Source organism: Dactylosporangium roseum (assembly GCF_025264685.1).
Lineage (GTDB): Bacteria > Actinomycetota > Actinomycetes > Mycobacteriales > Micromonosporaceae > Dactylosporangium > Dactylosporangium roseum.
In genome coordinates this window covers 6,569,521-6,583,614 of record NZ_CP073721.1, presented here as the reverse complement: position 1 = coordinate 6,583,614, position 14,094 = coordinate 6,569,521, and the positions used below count along the sequence as shown (strand labels likewise).

The 14,094-nt window shown below is 72.3% G+C and carries 12 protein-coding genes; 7 read left to right on the top strand and 5 right to left on the bottom strand.

Annotation, left to right across the window (positions count from 1 at the left end; genetic code table 11):
• Nucleotides 1–21 precede the first annotated feature (21 nt).
• The gene (locus Drose_RS30835) at nucleotides 22–3,168 is read left to right on the top strand and encodes a BTAD domain-containing putative transcriptional regulator (protein WP_260724783.1); all 3,147 of its coding nucleotides are present in this window, start codon (nucleotides 22–24) and stop codon (nucleotides 3,166–3,168) included.
• A 6-nt stretch (nucleotides 3,169–3,174) separates the two neighbouring features.
• Here Drose_RS30835 and Drose_RS30830 read toward each other — a convergent pair whose 3' ends face one another.
• Both Drose_RS30830 and Drose_RS30825 read right to left on the bottom strand, forming a co-directional pair.
• Nucleotides 3,175–4,035 (bottom strand): ABC transporter permease, encoded by an 861-nt coding sequence (locus Drose_RS30830; protein ID WP_260724782.1) that lies wholly within the window; start codon nucleotides 4,033–4,035, stop codon nucleotides 3,175–3,177.
• A complete protein-coding gene (locus Drose_RS30825; RefSeq protein WP_260724781.1) occupies nucleotides 4,032–4,997 on the bottom strand; it encodes an ATP-binding cassette domain-containing protein in 966 nt (321 codons plus the stop codon). Before Drose_RS30825 ends, Drose_RS30830 begins: the two co-directional genes overlap by 4 nt.
• Before the next feature lie 387 nt (nucleotides 4,998–5,384).
• On the opposite strand from Drose_RS30825, the gene Drose_RS30820 reads away from it, so the two are divergent.
• From Drose_RS30820 to Drose_RS30810, 3 genes are read left to right on the top strand one after another with little or no spacing between them, the layout of a single operon-like run.
• Nucleotides 5,385–5,846 (top strand): cysteine dioxygenase, encoded by a 462-nt coding sequence (locus tag Drose_RS30820; protein WP_260724780.1) that lies wholly within the window; start codon nucleotides 5,385–5,387, stop codon nucleotides 5,844–5,846.
• Nucleotides 5,840–6,241 (top strand): rhodanese-like domain-containing protein, encoded by a 402-nt coding sequence (locus tag Drose_RS30815; RefSeq protein ID WP_449247097.1) that lies wholly within the window; start codon nucleotides 5,840–5,842, stop codon nucleotides 6,239–6,241. The genes Drose_RS30820 and Drose_RS30815 overlap by 7 nt, the downstream gene beginning before the upstream one ends.
• A gap of 22 nt (nucleotides 6,242–6,263) precedes the next feature.
• On the top strand, nucleotides 6,264–6,548 hold the full coding sequence (locus Drose_RS30810) for a Smr/MutS family protein (RefSeq protein ID WP_260724778.1): 285 nt from the start codon (nucleotides 6,264–6,266) through the stop codon (nucleotides 6,546–6,548).
• A 13-nt stretch (nucleotides 6,549–6,561) separates the two neighbouring features.
• Here the strand turns inward: Drose_RS30810 and Drose_RS30805 are convergent, their stop codons facing one another.
• Nucleotides 6,562–6,975, bottom strand: coding sequence for a DUF6401 family natural product biosynthesis protein (locus Drose_RS30805; protein ID WP_260724777.1), 414 nt, complete (start codon nucleotides 6,973–6,975; stop codon nucleotides 6,562–6,564).
• Between the two features lie 193 nt (nucleotides 6,976–7,168).
• On the opposite strand from Drose_RS30805, the gene Drose_RS30800 reads away from it, so the two are divergent.
• Nucleotides 7,169–9,493 (top strand): M28 family peptidase, encoded by a 2,325-nt coding sequence (locus Drose_RS30800; RefSeq protein WP_260724776.1) that lies wholly within the window; start codon nucleotides 7,169–7,171, stop codon nucleotides 9,491–9,493.
• Nucleotides 9,494–9,737: 244 nt separating this feature from the next.
• Nucleotides 9,738–10,064, top strand: a complete 327-nt coding sequence (locus tag Drose_RS30795) for a hypothetical protein (protein WP_260724775.1) — start codon at nucleotides 9,738–9,740, stop codon at nucleotides 10,062–10,064.
• Between the two features lie 31 nt (nucleotides 10,065–10,095).
• On the opposite strand, the gene Drose_RS30790 is transcribed toward Drose_RS30795, so the two are convergent.
• Nucleotides 10,096–11,118, bottom strand: a complete 1,023-nt coding sequence (locus Drose_RS30790; RefSeq protein WP_260724774.1) for a TAXI family TRAP transporter solute-binding subunit — start codon at nucleotides 11,116–11,118, stop codon at nucleotides 10,096–10,098.
• A complete protein-coding gene (locus Drose_RS30785; RefSeq protein ID WP_313899952.1) occupies nucleotides 11,115–13,313 on the bottom strand; it encodes a TRAP transporter permease in 2,199 nt (732 codons plus the stop codon). The genes Drose_RS30790 and Drose_RS30785 overlap by 4 nt, the downstream gene beginning before the upstream one ends.
• Before the next feature lie 117 nt (nucleotides 13,314–13,430).
• Here Drose_RS30785 and Drose_RS30780 point away from each other — a divergent pair, with 117 nt between their 5' ends.
• Nucleotides 13,431–14,066, top strand: a complete 636-nt coding sequence (locus Drose_RS30780) for a hypothetical protein (protein ID WP_260724773.1) — start codon at nucleotides 13,431–13,433, stop codon at nucleotides 14,064–14,066.
• Nucleotides 14,067–14,094 lie beyond the last annotated feature (28 nt).

Genomic DNA, 14,094 nt, shown 5'->3' with positions numbered 1-14,094 from the left:
CGCCGGTGGCAGAGTTGACCCATGCGTGTCGGGCTGCTCGGACCACTCACCGTAGACATCGGCGGCCGCCCGGCCGAGCTCGGTGGCGCACGACTGCGCACCCTGCTGATCCGGCTGGCCGTCGAGCCGGGCCGTCCCGTCGCCGTTGACCGGCTCGCCGAGGCACTCTGGCCCGGCGGCGGCCCCGCCGACCCCGCCAATGCCGTCCAGTCGCTCGTGTCGCGCCTGCGCAGGTCCCTCGGCGGACACCCGGCCCTCGTGTCCGGCACCGGCGGATACCGCCTCGATCTCGACGACGAGGCCGTCGACGCCTCGCGGTTCGAGCGGCTCGCCGCCGCCGGCCGCCGGGCATTGCGCACCGACGACACCGAGGCGGCCGGGCGGCTCCTGCGTGAGGCGCTCGCCCTGTGGCGCGGCCCGGCGCTCGCCGACGTTGCCGGTGCCGGGTTCGCGGCGCCGTTCACGGCCCGGTGGGAGGAGCTGCGGCTCGCCGCCACCGAGGACCTCGCGGAGGCCGGCGGGTTCCCCGGCGACGCCGTCGCCCGGCTGCGGGAACTGACCGCCGAGCATCCGCTGCGTGAACGGCTCGCCGCACTGCTGATCCGCGCGCTGCAGGCCGAGGGGCGGCCGGCGGAGGCGCTCACCGTGTTCGAGGAGTGCCGGGCCAGGCTGGCCGACGAGCTCGGCGCCGACCCTTCCCCGCAGCTCCGCGACGCCCATCTCGCCGTGCTGCGGGCCGAGCGGCAGGAGACGCCGCGGCGGAACCGCACCGGCAATCTCCGCGCCGCACTGACCAGCTTCGTCGGCCGCGCCGGCGCCGTCGAGCAGCTCTGCGCGCAGATCCTCGACAGCCGCCTCGTCACGCTCGTCGGCCCCGGCGGCGCCGGCAAGACCCGGCTCGCCACCTCGGTCGCCGCCCGGGTCGGCGGGCACCTGCCCGACGGGGCGTGGCTGGTCGAGCTGGCGCCGGTGACGGAGGCGGCGGAGGTGCCGGCCACGGTACTGCGCACGCTGCACGCGGGTGGGCTCGGTCAGCCGGAGGGACCCCGGCGTCCACGCCGCCTCGACGTCCTGGACCAGCTCACCGAGGCCCTCACCGGGGCTGGCGTGCTGCTCGTCCTGGACAACTGCGAGCACGTCGTCGACGCCGCCGCCCGGCTCGGCGAGGAACTGCTCGGCCGCAGCCCCAAGCTGCGGATCCTGGCCACCAGCCGGGAGCCGTTGGGCATCCTCGGCGAGTCGTTGTTCCCGGTCGGCCCGCTGCGCCACCCGGACGGCACCGTGACCGCCGGCGAGGCGGTCACGTTTCCCGCGGTACAACTCCTGCGGGACAGGGCGGCCGCGGTGCGTCCCGGGTTCGCGGTGACCGGCGACAACGTGGGGTCGATGGTGGAGATCTGCCGCCGGCTCGACGGCCTGCCGCTGGCGATCGAGCTGGCCGCGGCCCGGCTGCGCTCGTTCACCGCGGAGCAGGTCGCGGCCCGGCTCGACGACCGGTTCCGGCTGCTGACCGGGGGCAGCCGCACCGCCCTGCCTCGGCACCGCACGCTCCACGCCGTCGTGGCGTGGAGCTGGGACCTGCTCGGTGAGCGGGAGCGGCGGTTCGGTGCGGCGCTCGCGGTGTTCCCGGGCACCTTCGACGCGGTCGCGGCCGGCGCCGTCGCCGGCGTCGACGACCCGGAGGAATCCCTCGACGCCCTCGTCGACCGGTCGCTGCTGCAGGTCGTCGAGGGACCCACGGTGCGGTACCGGATGCTTGAGACGATTCGCGAGTTCGCGCTGGAGGAGCTGGCACGGCGCGGGGGAGTGGGCCCGGCCCGCGCCGCGCACGCCGCCCACTTCCTCGCGCTGATGGAGGAGGCGGAGCCGCACCTGCGCACCGCCGCGCAGCTCGACCGGCTCGAGCGCCTGCGGCCCGAGCGCGACAATCTGCACGCGGCCGTCGCGTTCTTCTGCGACGCCGGCGACGCGGCCGGCGCGCACCGGCTGGGTGCCGCGGCGGGTTGGTTCTGGATGTTCGAGGACAACCACGCGGAAGCGGCGCTCTGGCTCGACCGGATCCGGCGGGTGCCGGGCGACGTCCCGCGTGACCCGCGGATCGTCGTGCTGGCGGTGTATCTGGTCAACAGCGGATTCGCCGGCGACTTCCAGTTCGACCACGACCTGCTGGACGAGCTGACCACGTTGGCGGCGACGGTACCGCGGGCGAACGCCCATCCCTTCGTCGCGCTCGTCGAACCGGTGGTGAACCTGTTCCGCGACGACAGTGAGCGCGGCACGGCCGTCATCGAGGAGCGGCTCGCCGGCCCCGTCGACACCTGGACCAGGGCGATGCTGCTGACGCTCCTCGGCCACCTGCGGGAGAACGACGGCGACATCGACGGCATGCTGCGCGCCCTCGACGCGGCCGCCGTCGGGTTCCGCAAGGTCGGCGAGCGGTGGGGCCTGTCGATGACCCTGTCCTCGGCCGCGGGCGCGCACGCCCGGCGCGGCGACTTCGCCACCGCCGTCGGCTTTCTGGAGGAGTCGATCGAGCTGCATCACCAGCTCGGGATCCAGGCGAACGATGCGTTCCAGCGGATCAGCCTCGCCGCTCTGCGCGTCCACACCGACGGGCCGGCGGTGGCGCGAGCCGAGCTGCGGGCGTTCGTCGAGGACGTGGGAGTGGCGGCGCGTGACGTGTCGCATGCGATGCTGGAGCTGGGGCACGTGGCCCGCGCCGAAGGCGACCTCGACGAGGCCGACCGGCTCTACGCCGAGGCGTGGCGCCTGCAGCGGGACCTGTCGCTGGTCGCCCCGCAGTACCGGGCGATCCTGCTCGCCGCTCGCGCCCACGTCGACGTCGAGCGCGGTGAGCTCGACACCGCCCGGGCACGGCTGACCGCGGCGATGCGGATGGCCCTGCCGGTGCGGGACATGCCGGTCGTGGCGCGGGTCGCGATGGGCTGGGCCGGGCTCGCCCATGCTCGCGGCGCGCCCGGCACCGCCGCCGAGATCCTGGGCGTCGCGCAGCAGCTCGGCGGCGGCCCGGATCTGTCGGACCTGGACTGGCTGCGCCGGTCGGCGCTGCTGCGTGTGGAGCTCGGCGACGAGGCGTTCGAGACGGCTGTCGCCCGCGGCGCCTCGATGCCGCGGGGGACAGCCGTCGACCTGCTGCGGCCGGGTTGAGCCGGCTCAGGCCTTCCTGCGGTACGCGCGGACCGCGAGCGGCGCGAACACCGCCAGGATCGCGAGCGACCACGCGAGCGTCCGCACCACCGGCCCGGCCGTCGGGCCTGTGCCGACCATCAGCGCGCGGGCCGCCTGCATCGCGTCGGCGACGGGGTTGACCTTCACCCAGGCCTGCAACCAGCCGGGCAGGGTGTCGGTCGGTACGAGCACGTTCGTGCCGAAGGTGAGCGGGAACATGATGACGAACCCGAGCCCCTGGACCGCGCCCGGCTCGCGGACGACCATGCCGAGCAGCACGAACATCCAGCTAAAGCAGAACGCCATGAACATCATCAGCAGGCAGGCGGCGATGACGGACAGCGGGTCGGTCCCGAATCGGAAGCCGATGATGTAGCCGAAGCCGAGCATCACCACGATCGCCACCACGAACCGGATCATGTCGCCGAGCACCCCGCCGATCAGCGGCGCGGACCGCCCGATCGGCAGGCTGCGGAACCGGTCGAAGACCCCTGTCTTGATGTCGGTGTTCAGGCTGACGCCGGTCGGCGCCGACGCGAACAACACGTTCTGCACGAGCAGCGCGGGCAGCAGGAACTGCAGGTACTCGTGGCGGGAGCCGGAGATGGCGCCGCCCAGCAGGTACACGAACAGGACGATGAAGATGATCGGCTGGAGCGTGACGTCCAGCAGTTGCTCGGGCGTACGCATCGTCTTGATGAGGCTGCGCCGGGCCATGACGAGGCTGTGCCGGACCAGGCCGAACGGGCGGCCCGGGACGGCCGCGCGGATCGGCGTGCCGGCTGAGAAAGCGGTGGTGGTGGAAGCGGTGGTGGTGGAAGCGGTGGTGGTGGGAGGGGTGCTCATGCCGGCACCTGCGCCTGCCGCGGGTCCGCGGTGTTCTCGCCGCGGGTCAACGTGAAGAACACCTCGTCGAGGCTCGGCAGGTGCAGCGACAGTTCGATGACGCCGATCCCGGCCTCGTCGAGCCGCCGCACGACCGCTGTCATCGCCCGGTCGTCGGCGACCGGCACCGACAGCACCCCGCGCCCGTGCGACTCGACCTGGTTGTCGGAGACGGCCGTCAGGATCGCCGCCACCGTCTCCAGGTGTGCCGGATCGGCCGGGCGCACGCTGATGGTCTGCCCGCCGACGATGTGCTTGAGCTGGGCCGGCGTGCCGTGCGCGATGACCTTGCCGTGGTTGAAGACCGAGATGTCGTCGGCGAGCGCGTCGGCCTCCTCGAGGTACTGCGTGGTGAGCAGTACGGTCGTGCCTTCCCGTACCTGGGCGCGGACCATGTTCCACACGTCCTCGCGCTTGGCCGGGTCGAGGCCGGTGGTCGGCTCGTCGAGGTAGACGATCGCGGGCCGGCCGACGAGGCTGGCCGCCAGGTCGAGGCGGCGCCGCATGCCGCCCGAGTACGTCTTGGCCGGGCGGTTCGCCGCCTCGGTCAGGTCGAACTCGGCCAGCAACTGCGCGGCGCGGGCCTTCGCGTCGGCGCGGCGCAGGTCGAGCAGTTGGCCGATGAGGACGAGGTTCTCGGCGCCGGTGAGGTCCTCGTCCACCGACGCGAACTGACCGGTCAGGCCGCTGATGCGGCGGACCGCCGCCGGGTGGCGGACCACGTCGTAGCCGCCGACGACGGCCTGTCCCTCGTCGGGGCGCAGCAGCGTGGCGAGGATGCGCACGGCGGTGGTCTTGCCGGCGCCGTTGGGGCCGAGGACCCCGAGCACCGTGCCCGGCTCGGCGGCGAGATCCACCCCGGCCAGCGCGGTGGTCTTGCCGAAGCGCTTGACCAGGCCGGTGGCCTGGAAAGCGAAGCTCATGGCGTGTTCCCCCTGTGGATGGGTCCGCGACGTTCACGGACCGCGACGCTCTCAGCCTGCCGTACCGCGCTGGCAAACCGCGCACATCGTCCTGTCACCCGCCGGCACCGTTCGCCGGCACCGTTCGCCGGCATTTCCGTGTCGTACGGCGTGTCCCGAATCGTGGACGCGGGTTGACGGCCACGTGTCCGGATCGGCACCATCGGTTCCATGGGGCCCGAAGGTGCGTTGCTGACCCAGGAACTGGTGGTCGACCTCGCTCGACACGCCAGCGCGTGCTGTAGTCGCTAGAGCCTTCGCTCGCGACACCCCGATCCCCGCTTCGCGGCCGCATTCTCGGCGTGTGCTCTAATTCCTATCTAATACGTATGAATACTGGAGTTTTCTATGACTGTCTCCACGGGGGTCGCCGTCGACCTGCTGGACATCGCGCGCCGCTCTGCGGCAGCGCCGGACGACTGGCCGTTCGCGCCCCGGTTCGACCCGCGCGAGCGTTGGTACGGGCGGCTCGCCACCGTCGGCGACCACGAGGTCTGGCTGCTGACCTGGCTGCCCGGCCAGGGGACCGACCTGCACGACCACGGCGGCTCGGCGGGCGCGTTCACCGTCGTCTCCGGCGAGATCGTCGAGCAGACCGTCAGGGGTGGCGAGCTGGTCGGCACCGGGATGCCGGCCGGGCGGGGCCGGCGGTTCGGCCCGCACCACGTGCACCGGGTCGTCAACGCCGGCATCCGCCCGGCCGTGACGGTGCACGTCTACGGCCCGGCGCTGCGGGCCATGACCCGCTACCGGCTGCACGACGGCCGGCTCAGCGTCGAGTCCATCACGAGGGCGGGAGCGGACTGGTGACCGTACAGCCCGGAAAGAGCATCGACACGATCCTCGACGAGGCCCGTGCCCGGCTGCGCCGGCTCGACCCGGACCAGGCCCGGCTCGCCGTCGCCGAGGGAGCCGTCCTCGTCGACATCCGCCCCGCCGCGCAGCGCGCCGCGGAAGGCGAGATCCCGGGTGCCCTGATCGTCGAGCGCAACGTCCTGGAGTGGCGGTTCGACCCCCGCAGCGGTGCGCGGCTGGCCGTCGCCGACCGCTTCGACCTGCCGGTCGTGGTGTTCTGCTCGGAGGGGTACACGTCGTCGCTCGCCGCCGCCGCGCTGCAGGACCTGGGCCTGCACCTCGCGACCGACCTCGTCGGCGGCTTCCAGGCGTGGAAGGCGGCCGGTCATCCGGTGACCGCCGCCGCCTGACGGCGGCGATTAGGCTGGTGAGGTGAAGCTCAAGCTCGACCTCCACGACATCTTCAACCGCAGCGGCGACATCGACCGTGCGCTGCGCGGGATCATCGACGAGGCGGTGGCCAAGCGCGCCACCCTCGTCGAGATCATCCCCGGCAAGGGGTCGGGCGCACTCAAGAAGCGGGTGCTGCGGTTCCTCGACCAGCGCGAGATCAAGGCGCTCTACCACCGGATCGAGAAGGACTCGGACAACTTCGGCCGGCTCTTCGTGCACTTCCGCTGGAACGAGTCCTCCGGTCGTTCCGGCCGTCGGCGCTGACCCGCCCGGCCGCTCAGAGGGCGCCGGCGGCGTCCGCTAGATGGCAGACCGCGACGAGCCGGAGCGCCGTCCAGTCCGCCGCCGACCAGTCGACGCTCTCCGGCGTCGGCAGCGGCCGCCCGTGGCGCTGGTGCACGGCGATCACGGAGCGCGCGTAACCGGCGAGCGAGATCGCGTCGACCGGCTTCCCGGCGGCGGTCAGGCTCTCCCGTACCGCCGCGGCGTGCTGGTCGACCTTCGCCAGCAGGAAGGGCTGGGCGAGGGCCTCCACCAGCCCGTCGACACCCACCATGGCCATCACCTGGTCGAGCTGGTGGCGGGCGGCGAGCTCGGCGGTGGCCAGGTGGCTCGCGTCGAACGATCCGGCGTCAAACGGGGGCGTGCCGAACGAAGGGGCCGGCACGGCTGGCGTCAGTTCGTTGTTCATGGTCGAGACGCTATGCGGCCCGGGGCGCTCCGGGATCCCCAACAACCGAGCGGCACCCGATCTTGACCTCGAGCGCTCCGTCCGACCTGCATCACGCTGCGTGGTCGCGGCCGGACGCGCCGTAGGTCCGGGCGGGAAGTGTCGGTGGAGGAGTGCAGAATGTGGCTCACCCCCGCAGCAGGAGGACCGACCCTTGTCCGACCGCAGTTTCGCCGCACCGCCGCGGCGGCCGCTCGTCGCCGCCGCCGCGGCGATCGTGCTCGCGCTGCTCGCCGCGCTCGGCATCGCCGACGTCCAGCCACCCGCACCCCGCCCGGCGTCGGCCCCCGCCGGTGAGTTCTCCGCCGGACGCGCGTTCACCCACGTCGAGCGGATCGGGCAGGAGGTCCACGTCACCGGCAGCCCCGCCGCCGACCGCGTCCGGGAGTACATCGTCGAGACCCTGGCCGGGTTCGGGCTGCGCCCCGAGGTCCAGGACAGCGTCGGGGTCAACGCCGGCAAGTTCGGCGACGGCGGCATGGCCCGGGTGCGCAACGTCGTCGCGGTCCTGCCCGGCACCGCCTCGACCGGCCAGGTCGTGCTCATGGCGCATTACGACTCGGTCCAGGTCAGCTACGGCGCCAACGACGACGGCGCCGGCAGCGGCACCCTGCTCGAGGTGGCCCGCGCGCTGACGACCGGCGAGCGGCCGCGCAACGACATCGTCTTCCTGTTCACCGACGCCGAGGAGGCGTGCCTGTGCGGCGCGGAGGCGTTCGTCACCCGTCACCCGCTCGGCCGGCGCCAGTCCGTCGTGCTGAACTTCGAGGCTCGTGGCAGCCGCGGCCCGGCCGTCATGTTCCAGACCTCCGAGGGCAACGCCGATCTCATCGACGTCTACGCCCGCACCCCGCACCCGGTCGGCACCAGCCTCGCCGTCGAGGTCTACCGGTTGCTGTCCAACGACACCGACTTCACCCCGTTTCTGGGCCAGTCCCGGTTCACCGGGCTCAACACCGCCTACATCGACGGCTCCAGCGTCTACCACAGTCCGTTCGACCGGCCCGACACGATGGACCGCGCCAGCCTCCAGCACCACGGCGACAACGCGCTCGTCCTGACCCGCGAGCTCGGCCAGGCCGACCTGGCGCCGCTGGTGCGTCCGGCTTCCGGGGACGCGGTCTACTTCCCGTTCGCCGGGTTCCTGGTGCGCTACCCGTCGGCGCTCACCTGGCCGATCGCGGTGATCGCGGTGCTCGCCGTCGCCGCCCTCGTGTTCCTGGCGCGCCGCCGTGGCCTGACGTCGGTGCCCCGCACGCTGGCCGGACTCGGTCTGGCGCTCGTGCCGGTCGTTGTGGTCGCCGTCGCCGCCCAGCTCCTGTGGACCTTGCTGGTGGCGATCCGTCCCGGATACGGGGAACTGCTCGACCCGGCCCGGCCGACCTGGTTCCGGTTCGGTGTCGTCGCGCTCGCCGCGAGCATGCTCCTGGGGTGGTATGCGCTGAGCCGCCGCCGGCTGGGCCCCGTCCCGCTGGCGACGGGCGGGCTGGCGCTGCTGGCCGTGCTCGGCGTGGTGTTCGCCGCCGCCGTCCCCGGCGGGTCGTATCTCGCGGCGATCCCCGCCCTCACCGGTGCGCTCGCCGGCATCGCCGCGCTGCACGCGCGCCAGCAGTTGCTCAAGATCACTGTGCTGGTCGCCGGTGCTGGTGTCGCGGCGCTCATCCTGGCGCCCACCGTCGCGCTGTTCTTCCCGGCGCTGGGCCTGGCGACCGGCGCCGCCGCGGCGATGTTCGCCGTGCTGCTGGGCCTGGCGGTGCTGCCGGCGTTCGAGCCGCTGTTCCGCCCGGCCGGCGAGCCGCGGCACCGCCTGCTCGGCTCCGCCCCGGCGGTCGCGGCCCTGGTCGTGGCGGTGCTCTGCACGACCGTCGGCCTGCTCGTCGACCGGTGGGACAGCCGTCACCCGGAGCCGACCCACCTGATGTACGCACTCGACCGCGACACCAACGTCGCCAGATGGGTCAGCCTGGAACAGTCCCCGGGCGAGTGGACGTCGCGGTATGTGCGCAACCGGCAGGAGCAGAGCCGGCAGTTCCCGGTCCTGCCCGAGGGCATGCTCTCGGTGGGCCCGGCGAACGTCGCCGACCTTCCGGCCCCGACCGTGGTCGTGCTCTCCGACGACACCTCGGGCAACCGGCGCACCGTGCGCTTCCGGCTGGAGTCGAAGCGGCAGGTCCGGTTCGTGTCGTTCTACGGCGAGGTCGGCGACCACCGGGTCGTGCGGGCCATCGTGGAGGGCCGCGACGCCGTGACGTACCTCGACGAGCGGGATCGCTTCGGTGTCATCTTCCACGGCCCGCCGTCCGGCGGCATCGAGGTGACCCTGCTCCTCGACGGCCCTGGCCGGTTCAAGCTCCGCCTCGTGGACGGTAGCGACGGCCTGTCCGGCCTGCCGGGATTCACACCGCGCCCGCCGACGGTCGGCGTCTTCGGCAGCCACTCGAGCGAACTGCTCGCGGTGGCCATCACGACGATGCTCTGACCTTACGCCGCACCCCGAAACGGCCGCACCCCGAAACGGCCGCACCCCGAAACGGCCGCACCCCGAAACGGCCGCACGCTGCACCGAACCCGCGATCCCGAAGCCCGCCTGAGGCGTGCGGTTGCCGACCCCGCCGACGCCGGCCCCTCGGCCAGGTCCACCGCCCACCGGCTCGACGTGACGGTTGTCCACAGGAAGAAAATCTTGCTGGTGAAACACCGCACGCCGTTCCTACCGTCGACATATGGTGATCGATGTGGCGGCCGCGGAGGCGTGCACGGTCGACGATGTCTGGCGAGTGCCCGCCATCGGTGGAGGTGGAGCACCGTCCCGTGCGGTCCGCGCCACCCTCATGAGCGGCCAGGCGGCCCTGACGGCGATCCTCGAACGGCTGGACGTGCCGGTGGTGTGGCGTGCCGACGGCCGGCTCACGTTCTTCCCGCACGACGCCGCGGACCGCGACGCCGTGCACGCGGCGATGGCCGCCGCCCGTGCCGTGCAGACACACCTGGCCGTCGTCCTCCGCGACCTCGGAGTCGTGGTCCCGGACCGAACCGCCATCTCGGGGTAGGAGCCGGGACCACGATCTCCGGAGTCGGGCCTTACTTCGCGGCGCCCGCCTTGTCCAGGGCCGCCACCGCGCCGCGGTGCAGCGGCACCGGGTCGGTCTTGCGGATCGTCTCCAGCGTGATGCCCTTGGCCGCAGGGTTGGCCCTCGCCAGCTCCTCGCGCTTCTCCACCAGCGTCTTCGTCAGCACGCAGGCCAGGTCGGCGTTCATGTCCTCACGCACCAGCAGCACGTTCGGCACCACGATGGTCTTGACGTCACCCGGCGTCTTGTACGTCGCAGCCGGGATCCTGCCCTCCTGATACGCCGGGCCGAGCTTCCGCATCTCCGGCAGCAGGCCGGACACGTCGAGGAACTTCACCTTGTCGCCGTTGGTCGTGAACAGGTCGGTGACGCCAGCGGTCGGCAGGCCGCCGGACCAGAAGAAGCCGTCGATCGTGCCGGCCTTCACGCCCTCGGTGGTCTTCGCCAGGTCGAGCCGCTGCGGCTGGATGTCCTTGTCGGGGTCGAGCCCGGCGGCCTTGAGCAGGCGCTGCGCGATGACCTCGGTGCCCGAGTTCGGCGAGCCGGTCGAGATCCGCTTACCCTTCATGCCGGCGACCGAGGTGATCCCGGAATCGGCGCGCACCACGACGTGGGTGGCGTTGTCGTAGATCCGGCCGAGCGCGGCGATCTTCACCGGCTTGTCGAACGAGCCCTTGCCCTGTACGGCGTCGGTCGCGCTGTCCAACAGCGAGAACGCCACCTGGTAGTCGCCCTTGTCCAGGCCCTTGATGTTGCCGACGGACGCGCCGGTCTCGGCCGCGCTCGCCTTGACCTTGTCGCCGGTCGCCTGGGTGATCTGGGTGGCCAGGGCGTTGCCGACGACGTAGTACACGCCGGTGGTGTTACCGGTCGCGATCGCGATGCGGGTGTCGGAGGTGACGGTGCAGGCGATCTCCGAGTTCGCCCCGGCTTTGTCCGTGGTGTTGTCGGTCTGCCGGCCTCCGCATCCGGCCATCGCCGTCAGCACCAGGGCGCCCGCCACGCAGGTTCCGATCCAGGACTTCGATGTCACGGCACATCCTCTCTAGGAGCGTCAATACGAGATCGAGCACTGAGGTACACGAGCACCGCGGCCACCAGCAGCAGACCCACGCCGACGCCGACGGTCGCCTGGTCGAGCCAGAGCAGCAGGAGGCCGGCCAGCCCGGCGAGCACCCGCGGCACGACACCGGCCTTGCCGAGACCGATCAGCCAGCCGCCGGCGGCGATGGACAGCGCGAGCACGCCGAGCGCCGACGCCGCCACGGCGAAGGCGATGTCGCCCCACCCGGCGAGCCCGAGCAACGCACGGCCGATCGGCGTGACCACGAACGCGATGGGCACCAGGTACGCGGGCAGCGCGTACCGCAGCGTCTGCCACATCGTCGGGAACACCCTGCCGCCGGTCACCGCGGCCGCGGCCACGGAGGCGAGAGCGGTCGGTGGCGTCGCCTCGGACAGCACCGCGAAGTAGAAGATGAACATCGCCGTCGCCGGTTCGGAGATGCCCAGGTTGATCAGCGCCTGGCCGATGATGACCCAGCCGATGATGAACGACGCGGTCACCGGCACCGCGAGGCCGAGCAGCGTGAGCGCCACCGCGGCGAACACGGCGGTGAGCGCGACGACGGCGGTGTGGTTCGTCGCCAGCGACTGCGCCCAGTCGACCATCAGGCCCGACATCTGCGGCCCGAGGCCCGTCTTGGTGGTACTGGCGGTGATGACCCCGGCCGCGACGCAGACCGCGACGACCGGCAGAACCCCGCGGATGCCGGCGGCGAGCGCCTCGACGAGCCGGCGCGGGGTGAGCCGGTGCCGGCGGTCCAGGAACGACAGCGCCGCCGCGAGCAGTGTGGCGTAGATGACCGCCTGCGTCGCCGGCTGGCCTAGCGCCAGCAGCACGATGATCACGAAGAGGGAGAGGAAGTGGTACCCGAACCGCGCGAGCAACTGCCACGGCGACTGGACCCGCAGGTTGACCGGCCGTGCGCCGAACCGGCGGGCGTCGATCTCGACCGACAGCAGGATGCCCAGGTAGTACAGCAGCGTCGGGATCGTCGCCCAGCCGAGGACGACCAGGTAGGACACGTTCAGGTACTCGGCGATGATGAACGCGGCGGCGCCCAGCGTCGGCGGCGACAGGATCGCGCCCACGCCCGACGCGGCGAGCATGCCGCCGGCCCGCTCCGCCGGGTACCCGGCCCGGCGCAGGATCGGCCAGGTCACCGCCCCGATGCTCACCGTCGTCGCGGCGCCGGAGCCGGACACGGTACCGAGGAGGAAACCGGACGCCACGGCGGTGCGCCCGGCGGCGCTCTTGGAGCGGCGGAACGCCGCGACCGACAGTTCGACGAAGAACGCGCCGGCGCCGGACAGGTCGAGCACCGCGCCGTAGATCGTGAAGAGGACGATGTACGACGCGGCGACGTCGAGCGGCGTGCCGTAGAACCCGCTCGGCGAGTTGTACAGCGCGTCGATGATCTGGTCGAAGTCCAGCCCGGCGTGGGCGATCGACCAGGTCTGCGGCAGCAGGCCGCCGTAGTAGTCGTAGGCGAGGAACAGCGCGCAGACGATCGGCAGCACCCATCCGGTCGTGCGGCGGCACGCCTCGACGACGAGCAGCAGCAGAACGGCGCCCATCACCACGTCGAGCGGTTCGAGGAATCCCTGCCGGTTCAGGAACGCGTCGTAGCCGCCCCCGGCCGCGCCGATCTCGAACGGCAGCAGCGGGTAGAGGCAGACGACCAGCGCGGCCGCGGCGAGCACCCAGTCGGTGCCGGTCGGTCCCTCGTCGACCGGGACGACGTCCGGTTCGCGGCGCGGCCACGGGAGCCGGGCGCCCGACGGGTACAGCACGAACACCAGCGGCAGCACCGCGCTGAGGAAGACGACCAGGTAGTACTGGCTGCCCTGGGGGAGCGGCCGGAAGACCTGCCAGAGCACGAGCAGCGCGGCGGCCGTCCCGACGGCGGTGACCCCGATCCGCACCGGCCCGATCAGCCGGCGGCCCGGCTTCTCGTCCTCGAACTGCGCGGCGAGTTCCCGCACGCCCTGGTCGTTGAGCGTCGCGTCGACGTCGGAGACGGCCGCCGCGGCCGGCCGGTCGCCTCGTGCGCCGCCGGCGGCGGTGTCCCGCGAAGCGTCCGGAATCGCTGATCCGCCGTTCGGCTCATCGGCGGCGTCCGCCTCGGCATCGGCCGCTACCCCGTTCGGCTGAATCTCTGGCACGGCCCGGAGAGTACGCGAACTCATGAATATTCGTAACCGTAAACATCGGCAGTTAGGTCGCGAATGCGCAACGGTGTGCCGCCCTCGGAGGTTGTCGCACCCGGCATGATGTTCGGCGTGTACGAGCTCGACGTGGTGACGCCGGAAAGTTTGGGGCGGTTCGTCCACCGCTGGTACGGCCTGCCCGATCGTCCGCCTGTCGACCTGCCGCTCCCCGGCGTCCCGGAGCCGCTGGCCGGTTGGTACCGCGTCGCCGCCCGCTATTCGCTCCCGCTTAGCCGCGACCACGCCATGCGTCCGTGGACCGACCTGAGACCCGAGAACGGAATGGTCCGATTCTGGGAGGGCGCGGACGACTGGTATTCGATCCCGGACTGGAAGAACTGGAAGATTCCGGACGTTGGTGTGCCCGGCGACCCCGAGGTCTACGAGAACGACGAGTTTCCCACCGGCCTGTCACTGTCCCGGTTCCTCGTCTACGCGGCGGTGTACGAGGCGACGTACGCCCCGTTGCACGGTCTTGTCTACCTGGAGCCCGCACCGGACGAACTGCGCGCCGTCAAGGTCCGGCTCCGCGAGCTCGACGACGCCCTGTGGCACTGGCCCGACCCGCGGACCCGGTACTACGGCGACGACGACCTTCTGGGCCACCTCGGCCCGGACCGTGTCGTCCTGGCCGCCCGCCACCGCGACGCCCTGGGCCGCTTCGACGGTCTCGGCCTGCCGTGGGACTGGGACACCCGGCAGGCCTGAGCAGGACCGCAGCACCAGGAACTCGGCG